Source organism: Pelotomaculum terephthalicicum JT, from assembly GCF_022410535.1.
GTDB lineage: Bacteria > Bacillota > Desulfotomaculia > Desulfotomaculales > Pelotomaculaceae > Pelotomaculum_D > Pelotomaculum_D terephthalicicum.
Map to the genome: position 1 here is coordinate 1 of NZ_JAKNBL010000082.1, position 2,857 is coordinate 2,857.

The window sequence follows — 2,857 nt, forward strand, 5'->3', positions numbered from 1 at the left end:
TGTAATCTTGCTCGTAAAGTAGTCCTGCCAGGCAGGATTTTTTTGCATTTTCATTGTCCTGAAAGATGATCCGCAACCCTCGCCAATCTGCTAAAATATTTGCAGTTTCTTTGGGGAGGTTATTATTTTGCAAATTCCTTGGAATCTACCTGTTAAGCTATCAATCTATGCAAAGGACAAGTACTCAGTGGTCTTTCCCGTACTTACCAAGTGCCCCTGCTGCAACTCTGCCGTCAAGCTAAAACGGCATGGCTTCTATGAACGCAATGCACTGGCCGGCAAACGATGTTACCGCATCAGCATCTGCCGGTACCTGTGTCCTGCCTGCTTAAAGACGGTATCTCTTTTGCCCTGGTTTCTACTGCCGTATTTCCAACATAACCGTAATACCATATTAAAAAGCCTGCGGGACAGTTTAAAAAAAACAACTGCTACCCTTTGCCGCCAACTAGCCGCTTTTTACCATAAACGCTTCTTAGCCAATATCCCCGCCATTGTCAGTGCTTTAAGAGAACGGCACTGGCGAGAGCGACTTCCTGCGGATAAAAATAAAGGAGCCATAAAGATAGTCCGCCGGTTAAACTTCACTCGGGCAAGTGAAACGACCTTGGCAGAGGTCAATAGTTTATCCAACCGGGTCTTGGCTAACTTTATGGCAAGATCATTTTAACATCTCCCCTGGGGTATGCGGCAAGCATATTTTATCCACACAACTTTTGCGTGGCGGTATATGGCCTTTTTACCATATAATTTTCACCGTGAGGTTAACCGGTTATCCTCCAATACATCTGTTGGAGGTGCTTTAAAAATGGCTTTGACCGAAGAACAAAAGATGGAGGTAGCTCTTTTTCGCTTCGGCCTGATCGCTCCACTGCTAAACAACCAGGTTGACGATCCGAAGGCCTACCTGGAGAAGATTGCCGCCCGGGTCTACGACGTCCCCTACTACGGAAGAAAAGAATACTGTGAAAAAACCTTTCGACGGTGGCTTTGGGACTACCGCAAAGACAACCTGGAAGGACTCAAGCCCCAGAACCGTAAAGACAAGGGCCAGTCAAGAGTAATCAGCGAGGACCTTGCTGAGAAAATTATAGCTTTCAGGCATGAAAACCCAGGCTTGAGCGTTATGCTTCTTTACGACCAAATGGCCAAAGAAGGGCTAATCTTGCGCTCCGAGGTTTCTTACCATTCGGTCTACCGCTTTCTCAAGAAGAAAAACCTGGCCAAACCCCTGGCGGATAAAGTCGTGGTTAAGGACCGCAAGCGCTTTGCCTACGATGAGGTAAACCGGATGTGGCAGGGCGATATGATGACAGGTCCTTATGTCCTGGTCAATGGCAAGAAGAAACCCACTTATCTTTTTGCCTTTATCGATGACTGTTCCCGCGTGGTTACTTTCGCCCAGTTCTCTTTCGAACAAAATTTCGAGGCCATGAAAAAAGTCTATATCGAGGCGGTTATTCGCCGGGGTATTCCCAAGATTGTATACCTTGATAACGGGAAGGTTTACCGCTCTCAATTATTTCACTGGGCCTGCGCCCAAATGGGTACCACGGTTTCCCATACCCAGCCTTTCGACGCCCCCAGCAAGGGGAAAATCGAACGGATTTTTCGTACGGTAAGAGAGCGTTTCCTGCCACTTCTGTCTTATCCGGTGACCTCCCTGGATGAATTGAACCGTGCTTTTGGAAAGTGGCTGGAGGAAGACTACCATCGACGTGTTCACTCATCCCTGGGTATGTCTCCCCTGGACAAGTACTTGAGTTTGGTAAACCAGGTCAAGTTCGCCCGGGAGCCGGATCTGGTCCGGGAATCATTCTTAAAAAGAGAGTCCCGCCGGGTTCACAATGATGCCACCGTCTCCATCGGAGGCAGGCTCTTCGAAGTGCCGCCCGCTCTGATCGGCCAGAAGGTGGAGGTGCGGTTTGAACCAAACGACTTAAGCAAGATATTGATTTATGCTAATGACAAATTTGCAGGTAAGGGTTTACCGGTTCAATTGGCGGATAACGCCAGAATGAAGCGCAACCGCAGTGAAAATGATATTTCTCCCCAGGTATTATCTTTTCATGAAGCCCTTTTAAAAAAGGAGAGTGGTAAATGATGTTTACCGCCTTCTACTCCCTTGCTGCCAGACCTTTTGCGAAAGATATCAAAGCAGAGGAGATGTACCTGTCATCTTCCCACCAGGAACTCTTGGCTCGACTAAATTATCTAAAAGACAGCCGGGGTATCGGCATGGTGGTGGGCGAACCGGGTTCCGGCAAGACTTCCGGCCTGCGTGCCTTTGTGATTTCCCTCAATCCTTCTCTCTACCGGGTGGCCTACTTCCCGCTTTCTACGGTTACTGTTACTGATTTCTACAGGGGGCTGGCTTTTAGCCTGGGTCTTGAACCTGCTTTCCGCAAAGTGGATTTGTTCAATCAAATTCAGGAGGCTATCCAAAACAACTATTCCGGCAAGAAAGTTGTTCCTGTTATTATTCTGGACGAACTGCAGCTGGCCAGTACGAAGTTTTTCAGTGACCTCCATTTGTTGTTCAATTTTTCGATGGACTCTGAAAACCCATTTGTATTGGTACTCTGTGGAATGCCTGCTCTGGCAATTAAAATGTCGTTGACCCATAACCAACCTTTAAATCAAAGGTTAATTATGCGCTACAAGATGGCTCCCTTGACAAAAGAGGAAACAAAAAATTACTTGGAGCACCATATGCGCCTAGCCGGCTCCAACTACCCGATCTTTTCAGACACTGCCGTAGAAGCTATTGCTACAGTGAGCCGGGGCTGGCCCCGCTTAATTAACAACCTTGCTACTACCAGCTTAATCTATGGCTGTCAGAAGTTGCTTAAATATA

General features: G+C 47.4%; 3 protein-coding genes. All 3 read left to right on the top strand.

Translation table 11 applies throughout. From position 1 onward, the window contains the following. Nucleotides 1-127: 127 nt before the first annotated feature. Entirely contained in the window at nt 128-670 is a 543-nt protein-coding gene (locus L9W92_RS18485) for a DUF6431 domain-containing protein (protein WP_240085211.1), read from the top strand. A 144-nt stretch (nt 671-814) separates the two neighbouring features. After that, complete coding sequence (locus L9W92_RS18490) at nt 815-2,104, top strand: DDE-type integrase/transposase/recombinase (protein WP_240085213.1); 1,290 nt, start codon at nt 815-817, stop codon at nt 2,102-2,104. Then, nucleotides 2,101-2,857: ExeA family protein (locus L9W92_RS18495; protein WP_240085212.1), on the top strand; the 757-nt coding region annotated here is incomplete at its 3' end. The genes L9W92_RS18490 and L9W92_RS18495, both read left to right, overlap by 4 nt.